We start from the raw sequence: 13,308 nt of genomic DNA on the forward strand, positions 1-13,308 counted from the left end.
CGAACGGGTGACTGTCGACCGTCTGGCGTTGTGCATGGAACATGAACATGAACATGAAACGTGGACGTGGGCCGTGCTTGTGGCACGGCCCAGTCCGGTCCTTCAGCTCCGCAACTCGTCCACCAGCGCCCGCCAGGCGGGCGCGGATATGACGAGCACGGGTCCAGCGGGGGTCTTGCTGTCGCGGACGGGAACGACGCCGGGGAGGTTGTCGAGCACCTCGACGCAGTTGCCGCCGTTGGTGTCGCTGTACGTGCTCTTGCGCCAGGCGGCTGCGCCGGGGAAGTCGTAACCGACCTCGACGCACTGGCCGCCGTTGCCGTCGCTGTAGCTGCTCTTACGCCACTGAGCAGCGCTCAGGTCGTACTCGCGCATCGTCTGTGGTCCTCTGCTGCCGACTCGATCAGATCGAGGGACGCCTCGGGGGAGAGTGCGGCGGCCCTGAGCAGATCGTATGCCCGCTGTGCACGCTTCACCACAGCCGGATCGTCCAGCAGATTCCCGGAATACACAGCTTCTGTATAGACGGTTGGGGGCGTGTCCTCGAACTCCATGAGAGTGAAGGTCTTCCCCATGAGCGTGTGAGCCCCACCGCTATGAGGGATGACCTGGAGCAGTGTCCTTCGGCTCCGGACGAGGTCTGCGAGGTGGTCGAGTTGCTCGGCCATGGCCGAATGACCACCCACCGGAATGCGCAGCACCTGCTCATGCAGGATTGCCCAGTACTCCGGGCTTGCCTTCCCCTTCAGCAGGCGTGCCCGCTCCATGCGTCCTACGACCTTGTCTTCGATCTGCTGATCGTCGGCGAACGGGTTGTCCGCAAGGGTCACAGCCTTGGCGTATGCAGGAGTCTGCATCAGGCCAGGAACCAGGGCTGGCTCGAAGTCGTAGATGCGGGTGGCCATGGCCTCCAGTTCGGCCGCCGCCACGAAGTAACTGGCGTACGGAGAGCTATCGATCAGCTTCCGGCACATCCGCTCGAAAAAACCTCCGGTTTGTAGTAACCCGTCGAGCCGCTGCGCCACGTCCAACTGGGGCTTGCGGATCGCCTGCTCGAACTGGCCGATGTAGCCGCCGGACACGAAAACGGCCATCCCCACCTCCGCCTGAGTCAGCTTCGCCTCCTCTCTCCGCCGTTTCAGCTCCGCGCCGAAGAACTCCCACGCGGCCTGCTGCTGACCTTTGGCCATAGCTCAACTCCTTTTCGCTGCCGATGCGTTGTAGGGCGGCAGCCCCTGGCGAAGGTAGCGGCTTTCCTGTCACTGTCGCAATACGAAGCGTGAAATTCGCTCGGTCAGGACGTGGGCCAGGACTCGGCCAGGAAAGGAACCCATGCCGAACAAGGAAGTGCGCCACTCGCGGGAATGTATGAGTGACGCGGAGGTTGCCGTGCGGGAATTGGTTATCGCGCTGGACCAAACCGGAATCGTTCTCCCGTCCGTGCGGGTGGAGGCCGACTCCTACGCGCGGGAGCGGCCCTGCCCGCTGATTGAGCTGGGGCGCGTCACCGTCGACGTGGTCCGACGCCTCGCGGCGGCCCTGCGCCGGGAGGAAAACGGAGGCCCACGGTGACGGCCGCGCCGGTCGGCTCGTACGCCGTGGACATCGGTACGGGGCGGGTGGGTCTTGTCATGGGCTATGAGGGGCCGTATGTCCAGCTGAGGCCGCCCGGCGGTGGGCGGGAGTGGGACTGTGCGCTGGACGGCGTACGCGTCGCTTCTTCCGCCGAGCGGATCAGCGCGGTGAACGCGTATACGAATGCCCGCAGCCGGGGCGAGGTGCTCTGAGGCCGGCCACGGGTAGGGCCGCACAGGGCCCGATCGAACGGACAAGTCATATTGGCTGACCGGTCGGTCGATTCGTCAGTACTCCATGGGGCGCCGGAAAGCGGAGTCGTTCCGTGGAATCAGGTCCAGTACTCGGATGGGGCCGCCGTGCTTTCCCGGCGTGCCCTTCGAGAATGCCGCACCGGATTCCCCATGCCGCACGCGTTGACGGAATGGGGAATTCACCCCTGCATTCTCACCTGGAGCTGCGGCGGGATGGGGGAAGGGAGGCCGGGGGCAGGGTGTGGGGTGCGGGCGGGCCGGGGCGTTGTCAGTGGTGGCGGCTACGGTTTTGAGCATGGTCATCAACCGAGAAGATCCGGTTCAGCCGCCCCCGGTCGAGACGTCCTGGGCGCGCATCGACGCCTGGCTCGCCGAGCACGCGCCGGAGACGCTCCGGGCGTTCCGGCCACCCCCGAGCAAGGAGGAGATAGCGGAGGCGGAGGGGGAGTTGGGGGTCACGTTCTGCCCGGACCTGGTGGCGTCGCCGCTGTGCCGCCGCGTTCACGGTCGATTCCCATCGCGAGGAGACGGATATCACCCTGGACGACCTCCGGGGCCGGGGGCCCGGTACAACGGGGCCGAAGCGCTGCGACGGTTCGTCCGATACCCGCTGGTCGCCGGAGGGATGGCCGTACTGCACGCCCGGCTGTCCCCCGACTGGTGTGACGAGGTCCTCACGGACCTGGCGGCCGTCCGCGCGGAAACCCCCGGATCTCCCTGACCGCGCGTGCGGTTGTGGTCGATGATGTGCGTATGAACGACCGCATCAGCACATTGATCTCGGCGTTGTGTTTCCTCGCCGCCCTGCTGCTGCTCACCGCCGGAATCCGGGAGTATCAGTCGGGCGCCTCGCCCCTCTGGGTCGTCCTCGGCGGTGTCCCGCTCTCCCTCACCCTCTTCACCCTCGTCCGCGACCTCACCCGCCTCCGACCAGGCGCCCGCTGACGCTCCCGGCCGGGGGGCTCTGGGCCGTACGGCCCCGGGCCGGGCGTACGGGACAATGGGGCCATGAGCTTGTTCCGTGACGACGGGGTCGTCCTGCGCACCCAGAAGCTCGGCGAGGCCGACCGCATCATCACGCTGCTCACCCGGGGGCACGGGCGGGTGCGGGCCGTCGCGCGCGGGGTGCGGCGGACCAAGTCGAAGTTCGGGGCGCGGCTGGAGCCGTTCTCGCATGTCGATGTGCAGTTCTTCGCCCGGGGCAGTGAGCTGATCGGGCGGGGGCTGCCGCTGTGCACACAGAGCGAGACCATCGCTCCGTACGGTGGCGCGATCGTCGCCGACTACGCCCGCTACACCGCCGGCACCGCGATGCTGGAGACCGCCGAGCGGTTCACCGACCACGAGGGCGAGCCGGCGGTCCAGCAGTATCTGCTGCTCGTCGGCGGACTGCGCTCCCTCGCCCGGGGTGAGCACCCCCCGCACCTCATCCTGGACGCGTTCCTGCTGCGCTCCCTGGCGGTCAACGGCTACGCCCCCAGCTTCGACGACTGCGCGAAGTGCGGCCTCCAGGGGCCCAACCGGTTCTTCTCCGTCGCCGCGGGCGGTGTCATATGCGGTGACTGCCGGGTCCCGGGAAGCGTCGTACCCTCGGCGGAGGCCGTCGGGCTGCTCAGCGCGCTGCTGACCGGCGACTGGCCCGCGGCGGACGCCTGCGAGGCGCGTCACGTCAGGGAGGGCAGTGGGCTGGTGTCCGCGTATCTGCACTGGCATCTGGAGCGCGGTCTGCGCTCACTCCGGTACGTAGAGAAGTAGTAGAGAAGAAGAAGCAGCTCGAAGCTGACATAGGAGATGTGAACCGCATGGCACGACGCGGAATCCTGGGCCGGTCCCGCCGCGAGTACAAGGTCCCCGAGCCGCACCCCTCCGGCGCCCGGCCGCCGAAGATCCCGGCGGAACTGGTCCCGAACCATGTGGCGTGCGTCATGGACGGCAACGGCCGCTGGGCCAAGGAGCGCGGACTGCCCCGCACCGAGGGGCACAAGATCGGCGAGGGTGTCGTCCTCGATGTGCTCAAGGGCTGCCTGGAGATCGGCGTCAAGAACCTCTCCCTCTATGCCTTCTCCACCGAGAACTGGAAGCGCTCGCCCGACGAGGTGCGCTTCCTGATGAACTTCAACCGGGACGTCATCCGCCGCCGCCGCGACGAGATGGACGAACTCGGCATCCGGATCCGCTGGGTCGGCCGGATGCCGAAGATGTGGAAGTCGGTCGTCCAGGAACTCCAGGTCGCCCAGGAGCAGACCACCGGCAACGACGCCATGACGCTCTACTTCTGTGTCAACTACGGCGGCCGGGCCGAAATCGCCGACGCCGCCCAGAACATCGCGCGGGAGGTGGCGGCGGGCCGCCTCGACCCGTCCAAGGTCACCGAGAAGACGTTCCGGAAGTACATGTACTACCCGGACATGCCGGATGTGGACCTCTTCCTGCGTCCGAGCGGTGAGCAGCGCACCTCCAACTACCTGCTCTGGCAGAGCGCGTACGCGGAAATGGTCTTCCAGGATGTGCTGTGGCCCGACTTCGACCGCCGCGATCTGTGGCGGGCCTGTCTGGAGTACGCCCAGCGTGACCGGCGGTTCGGGGGAGCCCTGCCGAACGAGGTCGCCGTTCCGCCCGCCCGCTGACCCCGCTGCCGGTACGCTGCGCGGCATGGCTGGGGAACACACGACCGAGAAGTCCGTGCAGTTGAACTACCGGCTGACCGTCGCGGAGATGGCGGAGGCGGTCCGTATGCAGCGCAGAAAGACGCCCGCGGGCCGCAGACAGCTCATCGGCTCGCCGATCATGGCGGCCCTCGGTCTCAGTTTCGTCGTGGTCCGGCTGCTGGACGGGGCCGCCGTGACCGACACCGTCGTTCTGCTGATGCTGGTCGCGAGCCTGATCCTCATCCTGCTCACCCTGTTCCTGCCGCAGCTCTCGGCCCGGCAGCTCCTGAAGCTGAACGCGCCGCACGGCGAGCTGCGCACCGTGGTGTCCAGATCGGGTGCCAAGACCACCTCGGGAGGGTCGGCGAAGCCGACCACCGTCAGCTGGGACATCGTGACGCGCTACACCGAGACCGACGAGCTGTTCGTGCTGCTGAGCGCCGACAAGAACGCGGTCGGCCTCACCGTACTGCCGAAGCGGGGCACACGGAGGCCCGCGGACGTGGACCGGCTGCGGGCCCTGCTGGACCAGCATCTGGAGCGGGTCTAGGGTCCGTCGGACAGGCCGGGCGGCAGCCTGCCCCCACCACTCACTTACTCACTCACTCTCAAGATCAAGTCTGGTCGGAGCCCCCTCCCCGGGGGCGCGGGGCAGACCCGGTTCCGGCTGCTCGGAAACGTTGTGCCCGCGCTGTTCGTCTTACCGGGCGGGGTGCTGCCTGCCAGGGTGGTGACCGGCGTCAGGTCTGGACTTCGGGGGTGGGGTTGATGGGGCGTGGGGTGCGCCGGCCGGTGGCGGGTGTGGTGACGGTGGTGGCGTTCGCGGTGCCGGCGGTGGTGTGCGGGGTGTGGGAGCTGCGGTCGCTGATCGACGACGCGGGCGGCGCCGGCACCGGTGACCATCTGAACGGCGGTCCCCGGCCGTGAAGTCGCCGTTCGGGAGGAAGCCCGCGCAGCCCCGGGACGAGCCCTTACCCCCGCCGGGCATGACGGTCGCGTCGGGCGTGCGGTCGATCGCGGTCGACACCCGGGGCGGCCCGTTCACAGGGGTCGCGAGCAGCGGGGACAACGCGACGATTGTGCAGGTGTCGCCGGGGGAACTGCGCCCGCCGGCCGAGGTGGACGCACCACCGGGGCTGGTGAACCTGCCCGCCCGTCACGCCGTGTTCGTGGGGCGCGTGCGGGAGCTGGGGCTGCTGGACGCGGCGCTGGACGGTGCGGGGGCGGCGGTGGTGCAGGCCCTGCACGGGCTGGGCGGGGTCGGCAAGAGCGCCCTGGCCGCCTACTGGGCGGCCACCCGCGCGGGCAGGAACAACCCGGTGTGGTGGATCACCGCCGACACCGGTGACGATCTGGACGCGGGTCTGGCGGGTCTGGCCACCGCTCTGCAACCGGCCCTCGCCCAGCTGCCCCAGGACCAGCTCACCGAGCGGGCCGTGCAGTGGCTCGCCACCCACCACGGATGGCTGCTCGTCCTGGACAACGTCGACACCCCCGAGCACATCGCGTCGCTGCTGGCCCGCGCCACCACCGGCCGCATCCTCATCACCAGCCGCCGCTCCTCCGGCTGGCACGACACCGCCACCCCCATCCCCCTCGACGTCCTCACCCCCGCCGAGGCCCTCGACCTCCTCACCCGCATCCTCACCCGCACCGGCCGCACCCCCGACCTGGACGGCGCGGCACAGCTGTGCGACGAACTCGGGCACCTGCCGCTGGCCGTCGAACAGGCCGCCGCCTACATGGCCGAGGCCGCCCTGAGCCCCCGCGCCTACCTGCGCCTGCTCGCCGACCACCCCGGCGAGATGTACCGCGAGGCAGGGGAAGGACACGACAGCGAACGGACCATCGCCCGGATCTGGCGCATCACCCTCGACCGACTCACCGACACCCCCCTCGCCGGTCAGATCCTGCGGATCCTCGCCCGCTACGCCCCCCACGACATCCCCCGCACCCTCCTCGACCCCCTCGGCACGCCCCCGGCCGTCCAGCGTGCGGTACGCCGCCTGGCCGCCTACAGCATGATCACCGCACACGCCGACGGCCTGACCGTGCACCGGCTCGTCCAGGCCGTCGCCCGTACCCCCCCCCCCCCCCCCCCCCCCCCCCCCCCCCCCCCCCAACCCCCCCCCCCCCCCCAACCCCCCCCCCCCCCCCCCCCCGGCCCCCCCCCCCCCCCGGCCCCCCCCCCCAACCCGACGACATCACCCAGGCCCTCCACTACGCCACCGCCCTCCTGCACCGGGCCCTCCCCGCCCGGCGGCACGACCCCGTAACCTGGCCCGCCTGGCGCACCCTGCTCCCCCACATCGACACCCTCACCCACCACGCATGCCCCACCACTGACACCCTCGCCACAGCCGCCCTGCTCAACCAAACCGGGGTCTTCCTCAACGACCAGGGCCAGACCCGCCACGCCACCGCGCACCTCGAACGCGCCCTGGCCGGCGCGGTGCGGGTCCTGGGTGACGACCACCCCGACACGCTCACGTCCCGCAACAACCTCGCTGGCGCGTATGAGGCGGCGGGGGATCTGGGCCGGGCGATCCCGCTGCACGAGCGGACCCTGGCCGATCGGGTGCGGGTGCTGGGTGACGACCACCCGCATACGCTCGCTTCCCGCAACAACCTCGCCTACGCCTACCAGTTGGCGGGGGATCTCGGCCGCGCGATCCCGCTGTATGAGCGGACCCTGACGGACATGGTGCGGGTGCTGGGCGAGGACCATCCGCATACGCTCATCTCCCGCAGCAACCTCGCCGGCGCGTATGAGGCGGCGGGGGATCTGGGCCGGGCGATCCCGCTGCACGAGCGGATCCTGGCCGATCGGGTGCGGGTGCTGGGTGACGACCACCCCGATACGCTCGACTCCCGCAGCAATCTCGCCGGCGCGTATGAGGCGGCGGGGGATCTGGGCCGGGCGATCCCGCTGCACGAGCGGACCCTGACGGACGTGGTGCGGGTGCTGGGCGAGGACCACCCGCATACGCTCTCCGCCCGCAGCAACCTCGCCTCCGCCTATGTGGCGGCAGGGGATCTTGGCCGCGCGATCCCGCTGTATGAGCGGACCCTGACGGACGTGGTGCGGGTGCTGGGTGAGGACCACCCGCACATGTTCGCTTCCCGCAGCAACCTCGCCTACGCGTATGAGGCGGCGGGGGATCTGGGCCGGGCGATCCCGCTGTTCGAGCGGGCCCTGGCCGACCGGGTGCGGGTGCTGGGCGACGATCACCCCGACACCCTCATCTCCCGCAACAACCTCGCCTACGCGTACGAGTCGGCGGGGGACCTGGACCGGGCCGTCCCGCTGTTCGAGCGGACCCTGGCCGATCGGGTGCGGGTGCTGGGCGAGGACCACCCGCACACGTTCACCTCCCGCAACAACCTCGCCGGCGCGTATAAGGCGGCGGGGGACCTGGACCGGGCCGTCCCGCTGTTCGAGCGCACCCTGATCGACGCGGTGCGGGTCCTGGGCGACAGCCACCCGACCACCCGGATCGTGGCGGCAAACCTGGTCGCGGCCCGTGAAGCCAGGGGTTCCGAGGGGCCGCCCTCCCGGGAATGACTCTTCCGGAGAACTACTGCGGCATGCCCAAGGCCCTCAACGCCACCTTCGTCGCCAAGAGGGTCTTCACCGAGCGCGGCATCATCCCCGCCCCAGAGCAGTAGCGCACCGGAACAGAGCCCCACAATCGGGGCGAACGCCGCCTGACACGGCACAGGAAAATCCTGGCGGGACCCTGCCGGGGTACCGCACCGAGCCGTACCCCGCTCAGCGGTCCGGCCGGAGCCGGGCGAAAGGCCCTGACGCAAGTCGTCCGAGGCAAGCGCGGAACGCACGTCGAAAGACGTCTGACGCGGGCCCCTGGGAACGGGAACTCCTAGGAAGAGGCCGAGGCACACTCCGAGCACGTCCCGAAGATCTCCACGGTGTGCCCCACATTCACGAATCCGTGCTGTGCGGCGACCGACTCCGCCCAGCTCTCCACCGCGGGTCCCTCGACCTCCACCGCCTTGCCGCACAGCCGGCACACCAGATGGTGATGGTGGTCGTCCGTGGAGCAACGGCGGTAGACCGATTCGCCCTCACTGGTCCGCAGCACATCCACCTCGCCCGCGTCCGCGAGCGACTGGAGCGTGCGGTAGACGGTGGTCAGGCCCACGGAGTCGCCGCGGTGTTTGAGCATGTCGTGCAATTCCTGCGCGCTGCGGAACTCGTCCACCTCGTTCAGCGCCGCCGAAACCGCGGCACGCTGCCGGGTGGACCGGCCTCGCACTGGTGCGGTGTTTCCGCCGCTTGGCGCCGTGGCCACAGGTGCCTCCTCGCTTCGCCCCACCATGCCTGTCAGGGCCAATTCTGCCAGGCCCGGCATCAGACCCTGACGTCGTCACCGGGGGAGCGCGTACCCGGCAGTTCCAGCGCGCAATCGGCGCTGGCCACGCCCGCTCCCGCGCCCGTCGCGGCCCGGCGCGCACGCACTTTCGCCAGCGGCACCGCCAGCGCGGTCAGGGCGATGAAGGCCGCGATGGCGAGGAGGACGATCGTCGCTCCCGGGGGCACGTCCTGGTAGTACGAGGTGGTCGTACCGGCCAGCGCCACGGCGACGCCGATGCCCACCGCCAGCGCGTAGGTCGCCCGGAACGAGCGGGAGATCTGCTGGGCCGCCGCCACCGGCACCACCATCAGCGCGCTCACCAGCAGCAGCCCGACCACCCGCATCGCGACCGAGACCGTGACGGCCGCGGTCACCGCGATCAGCAGATTCAGCGCCCGTACCGGCAGCCCGGTGACCCGGGCGAACTCCTCGTCCTGGCTGACGGCGAAGAGCTGCCGCCGCAGCCCCAGCGAGACCAGCACCACGAAGACGGCGAGCAGGGCGATCGCGGTCAGATCCCCGTCCGAGACGGTCGACAGGGAGCCGAAGAGGAACGAGCTGAGATTGGCCGTCGAGCCGGTGTCCGAGATATTGATCAGCAGGACTCCGCCCGCCATACCGCCGTAGAAGAGCATCGCGAGCGCGATGTCGCCGCGGGTCCGCCCGTACGCCCTGATCAGCTCCATGGTGATCGCGCCGACCACCGAGACGAGCGTCGCCATCCAGATCGGGTTGGCGGAGAGCAGAAAGCCGAGACCGACCCCGGTCATCGCGACATGGCCGATGCCGTCGCCCATCAGCGCCTGCCGCCGCTGCACCAGATAGATGCCGACGGCGGGCGCGGTGACGCCGACCAGCAGGGCCGCGATCAGCGCCCGCTGCATAAAGGCGGTCTCAAGGATTTCCATGGTCAGCTCAACAGTCCGGTGCGGAGCGGCTCATCGGCCGCGTGCGGGTGTACGTGGTCGTGCCCGGGCAGGGCGTGCTGGCCGACGGCCTTCGGCGGCGGGCCGTCGTGGACGACGCAGCCGTCACGGAGCACCACCGCGCGGTCGATGAGCGGCTCGATCGCGCCCAGCTCGTGCAGGACCAGCAGTACGGTCGTCCCGGCCGCGACCTGCTCGCGCAGCGTCCCGGCGAGGACCCCCTGGCTGGCCAGGTCCACGCCCGCCATCGGCTCGTCCATGATCAGCAGTTCGGGTTCGGAGGCGAGCGCGCGGGCGATCAGCACTCGCTGGTGCTGGCCGCCGGAGAGCGCGCCCACGGAGTCCTTGGCCCGGTCGGCGAGGCCGACCAGTTCGATGGCGCGGTCCACGGCCGCCCGGTCGGCGCGGGAGAGCCGCCCGAGCCGGGTACGGGAGAGCCGGCCCGACGAGACGACCTCGCGGACGGTCGCGGGCACCCCGCTCGCGGCGGTGGTGCGCTGGGGCACATAGCCGACGCGCGCCCACTGGCGGAACCGGCGCAGCTCGGTGCCGAACAGCGTGATCGAGCCGTCCGTCAGCGGCACCTGCCCGATCACGGACCGTACGGCGGTGGACTTGCCGGAGCCGTTGGCGCCGAGGAGGGCCACGACCTCGCCGCGCTCCACGGTCAGATCGACGCCGCGCAGCACCGGGCGCGAGCCGAGGGTGGCCCTGGCTCCCCGGACGGATATGACGGGCCCCTGGGGGCCGCTGGTGCCGGTGTCGCTCATTTCGCCCCCAGGGCCTTCTGGAGCGCGGTCAGATTGGACTCCATGACCTCGATGTAGTCCTTGCCCTTGGACTTGCCCGTGATGCCTTCCAGCGGGTCGAGAACATCCGTCTTCAGCCCGGTGTCCTCGGCGAGGGTCTTCGCGGTCCGGTCGCTGGCGAGGGTCTCGAAGAACACCGTGCTCACCTTCTCCTTCTTCGCGATGGACTGGAGTTCCTTGATCCGGGCGGGGCTAGGGTCCGACTCGGGGTCGATGCCCGCGATGGACTCCTGGTCCAGTCCGTAGCGCTCGGCGAGATAGCCGAAGGCGGAGTGGGTGGTGATGAAGGTCTTGGTGGCCGTGTTCTTCAGGCCGTCCGCGAACTTCTTGTCCAGGCCCTTCAGCTCGGCGACCAGATCGTCGGCGTTCTTCCGGTAGTCGGCGGCGTTGTCCGGGTCGGCCTTCGCGAGGGCGGCCGATACGCCCTCGGCGACCTCTGCGTACTTCAGGGGGTCGAGCCAGAGGTGCGGGTCGCCGCCCGCCTCGTCGCCGTGGCCGTCCTCGCCCTCGTGACCCGCCTCGCCCTCGTGGGCGTGGTCGTCGCCGCCGGATCGGGGCGCCAGGTCCGTGAGGGTCCCGGCGTCCGTCCGGTGCTTCACATCGGCCTGCTCGATGGCCTTGTCGACGGCGGGCTGGACGCCCTTGAGATAGAGGATGTACCCGGCGTCGTTGAGCTGGGCGGTCTGCCGGGGCTTGAGTTCGAGATCGTGCGGCTCGACGCCCGGTTTGGTCAGGGTGGAGACGGAGACATGGTCGCCGCCGATGCGCTCGGCGAGAAACTGCATGGGGTAGAACGACGCCACCACCTTCAGTTCTCCGTTCTCCTTGCCGTCGGCGGCGCTGGAGGAGGAGCAGCCGGTGACCGCCAGCAGACCGAGGGCGGTGGCCCCCGCCGCGGCGGTGGTGGGTATCAGTCGTCGTACGTTCATGATACTCATTTTCAACAAAAGTGGAAACGATTGTCAACAAAGCAGGTCAGTCCGGCCTCCCGGGCCTTCTCCGTCTCACTTGTCCCGAACCATGGCCCGCGCCGATTCGTTCCCCGGTGCGGGGCGATTCGTCCCCCGGACCGCGCCGGTTCGTCCCCCGGACCACGCCGATTCGTCCCCCGGACCACGCCGATTCGATCGGGAGCCCGCATGGATCCGGTCCGTAGCCGCACCGATTTGATCCGAGCCCCGCCCCCGCCGGTAATCTGAGGCATTCGCCGTTCGTCGTCGTCGTTAATGAAGAGAGCACCGTGGCCGCCGACAAGATCGACACCATCGTCAACCTGAGCAAGCGCCGTGGCTTCGTCTACCCCTCCAGCGAGATCTACGGCGGCCAGCGCGCCGCCTGGGACTACGGGCCGCTGGGTGTGGAGCTGAAGGAGAACATCAAGCGCCAGTGGTGGCGCTACATGGTCACCTCGCGGGAGGACGTCGTCGGTATCGACTCGTCGGTGATCCTGGCCACCGAGGTCTGGGAGGCGTCCGGCCATGTCGCCACCTTCACCGACCCGCTCACCGAGTGCACCTCCTGTCACAAGCGTTATCGCGCGGACCACCTCATCGAGGCGTACGAGGAGAAGCACGGCGGCCGGACGCCCGAGAACGGCCTCGCCGACCTCAACTGCCCCAACTGCGGCAACAAGGGCACTTTCACCGACCCCAAGCAGTTCTCCGGACTGCTCTCCACCCACCTCGGCCCCACCCAGGACTCCGGCTCGGTCGCGTATCTGCGCCCGGAGACCGCCCAGGGCATCTTCACCAACTTCGGCCAGGTGCAGCAGACCTCGCGCAAGAAGCCGCCCTTCGGTATCGCGCAGATGGGCAAGTCGTTCCGTAACGAGATCACGCCCGGCAACTTCATCTTCCGCACCCGTGAGTTCGAGCAGATGGAGATGGAGTTCTTCGTCAAGCCCGGCGAGGACGAGGAGTGGCAGCAGTACTGGATGGACCAGCGCTGGAACTGGTACACCGACCTCGGCATGCGCGAGGAGAACATGCGCTGGTTCGAGCACCCCAAGGACAAGCTCTCCCACTACTCCAAGCGCACCGCGGACATCGAGTACCGCTTCCAGTTCGGCGGCAGCGAGTGGGGCGAGCTGGAGGGCGTCGCCAACCGCACCGACTTCGACCTCTCCGCGCACTCCAAGGCGTCCGGCAACGACCTGTCGTACTTCGACCAGGAGGCCGGCGAGCGCTGGACGCCGTACGTCATCGAGCCCGCGGCCGGTGTCGGCCGCGCGATGCTCGCCTTCCTCCTCGACGCCTACAGCGAGGACGAGGCCCCCAACGCCAAGGGCGTCATGGAGAAGCGCGCCGTGATGCGCCTCGACCCGCGCCTCGCGCCGGTCAAGGTCGCCGTCCTGCCGCTCTCGCGCAATCCGCAGCTCTCCCCGAAGGCCAAGGGGCTCGCCGCCGACCTGCGCAAGAACTGGAACATCGACTTCGACGACGCCGGGGCGATCGGCCGCCGCTACCGCAGGCAGGACGAGATCGGTACGCCGTTCTGCGTCACCGTCGACTTCGACACCCTCGACGACAACGCGGTCACCGTGCGCGAGCGCGACACCATGACCCAGGAGCGGATCTCCCTGGACCAGATCCAGACGTATCTGGGCGGGCGTCTGCTCGGCTGCTGAGTCCTCCGGGGCACCCCGCGCACCCCGCATGGGGTACGAGCGGCGGCGCAGCGGCGTGACGCGTTGGCGAGGCGTACGGCTTACGGGATTACGG

Annotated in this window: 17 protein-coding genes and 1 pseudogene; 12 read left to right on the top strand and 6 right to left on the bottom strand. The window is 69.6% G+C overall.

Features of this window, described 5'->3' with window-relative positions:
• Window positions 1-102 precede the first annotated feature (102 nt).
• Window positions 103-375 (bottom strand): DUF397 domain-containing protein, encoded by a 273-nt coding sequence (locus ACWF94_RS16750; RefSeq protein ID WP_453488181.1) that lies wholly within the window; start codon window positions 373-375, stop codon window positions 103-105.
• Complete coding sequence (locus ACWF94_RS16755) at window positions 357-1,190, bottom strand: helix-turn-helix domain-containing protein (RefSeq protein ID WP_453488183.1); 834 nt, start codon at window positions 1,188-1,190, stop codon at window positions 357-359. The genes ACWF94_RS16750 and ACWF94_RS16755 overlap by 19 nt, the downstream gene beginning before the upstream one ends.
• A 142-nt stretch (window positions 1,191-1,332) precedes the next feature.
• Between ACWF94_RS16755 and ACWF94_RS16760 the strand changes: the two genes are divergently transcribed.
• From ACWF94_RS16760 to ACWF94_RS16810, 11 genes and pseudogenes are all read left to right on the top strand, one after another.
• On the top strand, window positions 1,333-1,572 hold the full coding sequence (locus tag ACWF94_RS16760; protein WP_453488185.1) for a hypothetical protein: 240 nt from the start codon (window positions 1,333-1,335) through the stop codon (window positions 1,570-1,572).
• The gene (locus ACWF94_RS16765) at window positions 1,569-1,787 is read left to right on the top strand and encodes a hypothetical protein (RefSeq protein ID WP_453488213.1); all 219 of its coding nucleotides are present in this window, start codon (window positions 1,569-1,571) and stop codon (window positions 1,785-1,787) included. The genes ACWF94_RS16760 and ACWF94_RS16765 overlap by 4 nt, the downstream gene beginning before the upstream one ends.
• A 337-nt stretch (window positions 1,788-2,124) precedes the next feature.
• Complete coding sequence (locus tag ACWF94_RS16770; protein WP_453488187.1) at window positions 2,125-2,550, top strand: hypothetical protein; 426 nt, start codon at window positions 2,125-2,127, stop codon at window positions 2,548-2,550.
• 32 nt (window positions 2,551-2,582) lie between these two features.
• On the top strand, window positions 2,583-2,774 hold the full coding sequence (locus tag ACWF94_RS16775; protein WP_453488189.1) for a hypothetical protein: 192 nt from the start codon (window positions 2,583-2,585) through the stop codon (window positions 2,772-2,774).
• Window positions 2,775-2,837: 63 nt separating this feature from the next.
• Window positions 2,838-3,584, top strand: a complete 747-nt coding sequence (recO, locus tag ACWF94_RS16780; protein ID WP_453488191.1) for a DNA repair protein RecO — start codon at window positions 2,838-2,840, stop codon at window positions 3,582-3,584.
• 47 nt (window positions 3,585-3,631) lie between these two features.
• Window positions 3,632-4,456, top strand: coding sequence for an isoprenyl transferase (locus ACWF94_RS16785; protein WP_453488193.1), 825 nt, complete (start codon window positions 3,632-3,634; stop codon window positions 4,454-4,456).
• Between the two features lie 25 nt (window positions 4,457-4,481).
• Window positions 4,482-5,027: a YcxB family protein gene (locus tag ACWF94_RS16790; protein WP_453488195.1), complete on the top strand. Its 546-nt coding sequence runs from the start codon at window positions 4,482-4,484 to the stop codon at window positions 5,025-5,027.
• 218 nt (window positions 5,028-5,245) lie between these two features.
• Complete coding sequence (locus ACWF94_RS16795; RefSeq protein WP_453488197.1) at window positions 5,246-5,404, top strand: hypothetical protein; 159 nt, start codon at window positions 5,246-5,248, stop codon at window positions 5,402-5,404.
• Between the two features lie 59 nt (window positions 5,405-5,463).
• Window positions 5,464-6,753 (top strand): NB-ARC domain-containing protein, encoded by a 1,290-nt coding sequence (locus tag ACWF94_RS16800; protein WP_453488199.1) that lies wholly within the window; start codon window positions 5,464-5,466, stop codon window positions 6,751-6,753.
• Between the two features lie 89 nt (window positions 6,754-6,842).
• The gene (locus ACWF94_RS16805) at window positions 6,843-8,042 is read left to right on the top strand and encodes a tetratricopeptide repeat protein (protein WP_453488211.1); all 1,200 of its coding nucleotides are present in this window, start codon (window positions 6,843-6,845) and stop codon (window positions 8,040-8,042) included.
• Between the two features lie 14 nt (window positions 8,043-8,056).
• Window positions 8,057-8,146: pseudogene (locus tag ACWF94_RS16810) on the top strand (carboxymuconolactone decarboxylase family protein); the annotation flags it as partial.
• A gap of 212 nt (window positions 8,147-8,358) precedes the next feature.
• Here the strand turns inward: ACWF94_RS16810 and ACWF94_RS16815 are convergent.
• The 4 genes from ACWF94_RS16815 to ACWF94_RS16830 are packed head-to-tail and all read right to left on the bottom strand — an operon-like array spanning window position 8,359 to window position 11,517.
• Window positions 8,359-8,790 (bottom strand): Fur family transcriptional regulator, encoded by a 432-nt coding sequence (locus ACWF94_RS16815; RefSeq protein ID WP_453488201.1) that lies wholly within the window; start codon window positions 8,788-8,790, stop codon window positions 8,359-8,361.
• Between the two features lie 59 nt (window positions 8,791-8,849).
• On the bottom strand, window positions 8,850-9,761 hold the full coding sequence (locus ACWF94_RS16820) for a metal ABC transporter permease (protein WP_453488203.1): 912 nt from the start codon (window positions 9,759-9,761) through the stop codon (window positions 8,850-8,852).
• Window positions 9,762-9,763: 2 nt separating this feature from the next.
• Window positions 9,764-10,549, bottom strand: coding sequence for a metal ABC transporter ATP-binding protein (locus tag ACWF94_RS16825; RefSeq protein WP_453488205.1), 786 nt, complete (start codon window positions 10,547-10,549; stop codon window positions 9,764-9,766).
• Window positions 10,546-11,517 carry a metal ABC transporter substrate-binding protein gene (locus ACWF94_RS16830; protein ID WP_453488207.1) on the bottom strand — a complete coding sequence of 324 codons (972 nt, stop codon included), beginning with the start codon at window positions 11,515-11,517 and terminating at the stop codon, window positions 10,546-10,548. The genes ACWF94_RS16825 and ACWF94_RS16830 overlap by 4 nt, the downstream gene beginning before the upstream one ends.
• A gap of 311 nt (window positions 11,518-11,828) precedes the next feature.
• On the opposite strand from ACWF94_RS16830, the gene ACWF94_RS16835 reads away from it, so the two are divergent.
• A complete protein-coding gene (locus tag ACWF94_RS16835) occupies window positions 11,829-13,214 on the top strand; it encodes a glycine--tRNA ligase (protein ID WP_453488209.1) in 1,386 nt (461 codons plus the stop codon).
• Window positions 13,215-13,308 lie beyond the last annotated feature (94 nt).

Source organism: Streptomyces sp. NPDC055078 (assembly GCF_053607985.1).

Coding starts and splice junctions, on each gene's coding strand:
- ACWF94_RS16750 (WP_453488181.1), bottom strand. CDS start 375: ATGCGCGAGTACGACCTGAGCGCTGCTCAGTGGCGTAAGAGCAGCTAC.
- ACWF94_RS16755 (WP_453488183.1), bottom strand. CDS start 1,190: ATGGCCAAAGGTCAGCAGCAGGCCGCGTGGGAGTTCTTCGGCGCGGAG.
- ACWF94_RS16800 (WP_453488199.1), top strand. CDS start 5,464: ATGACGGTCGCGTCGGGCGTGCGGTCGATCGCGGTCGACACCCGGGGC.
- ACWF94_RS16820 (WP_453488203.1), bottom strand. CDS start 9,761: ATGGAAATCCTTGAGACCGCCTTTATGCAGCGGGCGCTGATCGCGGCC.
- ACWF94_RS16770 (WP_453488187.1), top strand. CDS start 2,125: ATGGTCATCAACCGAGAAGATCCGGTTCAGCCGCCCCCGGTCGAGACG.
- ACWF94_RS16790 (WP_453488195.1), top strand. CDS start 4,482: ATGGCTGGGGAACACACGACCGAGAAGTCCGTGCAGTTGAACTACCGG.
- ACWF94_RS16830 (WP_453488207.1), bottom strand. CDS start 11,517: ATGAACGTACGACGACTGATACCCACCACCGCCGCGGCGGGGGCCACC.
- ACWF94_RS16825 (WP_453488205.1), bottom strand. CDS start 10,549: ATGAGCGACACCGGCACCAGCGGCCCCCAGGGGCCCGTCATATCCGTC.
- ACWF94_RS16795 (WP_453488197.1), top strand. CDS start 5,246: ATGGGGCGTGGGGTGCGCCGGCCGGTGGCGGGTGTGGTGACGGTGGTG.
- ACWF94_RS16785 (WP_453488193.1), top strand. CDS start 3,632: ATGGCACGACGCGGAATCCTGGGCCGGTCCCGCCGCGAGTACAAGGTC.
- recO (WP_453488191.1), top strand. CDS start 2,838: ATGAGCTTGTTCCGTGACGACGGGGTCGTCCTGCGCACCCAGAAGCTC.
- ACWF94_RS16775 (WP_453488189.1), top strand. CDS start 2,583: ATGAACGACCGCATCAGCACATTGATCTCGGCGTTGTGTTTCCTCGCC.
- ACWF94_RS16760 (WP_453488185.1), top strand. CDS start 1,333: ATGCCGAACAAGGAAGTGCGCCACTCGCGGGAATGTATGAGTGACGCG.